The following is a 443-nucleotide window of genomic DNA, read 5'->3' as shown; positions in this document are numbered from 1 at the left end:
GGCGTCAACGGCACCGGAAAGACGACGACGATCGGCAAGCTCGCCGCCAAGCTGACCGATGGCGGCCTGTCGGTGATGCTGGCCGCCGGCGACACGTTTCGCGCCGCCGCCATCGAACAGCTGAAGATCTGGGGCGAACGCACGAAATCGCCCGTCATTGCCTCCAAGCTCGGCGCCGATGCCGCCGGTCTCGCCTACGACGCCTTCGAGAGGGCTAAGGAGGCAGGTTCGGACGTGCTGATCATCGACACCGCCGGCCGGCTGCAGAACAAGACCGAACTGATGGCCGAGCTGGAAAAGATCGTCCGCGTGCTGGGCAAGCTCGATCCGGATGCGCCGCACACGGTGCTGCAGACGGTCGACGCCACCACCGGCCAGAACGCGCTCAACCAGGTTGAGATCTTCCGCAATGTCGCCGGCGTCAACGGCCTGGTGATGACCAA

General features: G+C 65.5%; 1 protein-coding gene. It reads left to right on the top strand.

Annotated features, from left to right (window positions below; genetic code table 11):
• The coding region (locus O7A05_RS34195) for an AAA family ATPase (RefSeq protein ID WP_337097813.1) at positions 1-443 on the top strand (443 nt) is incomplete at both ends.

Origin of the sequence: Mesorhizobium argentiipisi (SeqCode) (genome assembly GCF_037179585.1) — a bacterium.
In the GTDB taxonomy this organism is placed as follows: Bacteria; Pseudomonadota; Alphaproteobacteria; order Rhizobiales; family Rhizobiaceae; genus Mesorhizobium; species Mesorhizobium argentiipisi.
This window is presented reverse-complemented; position numbering and strand designations above follow the sequence as displayed.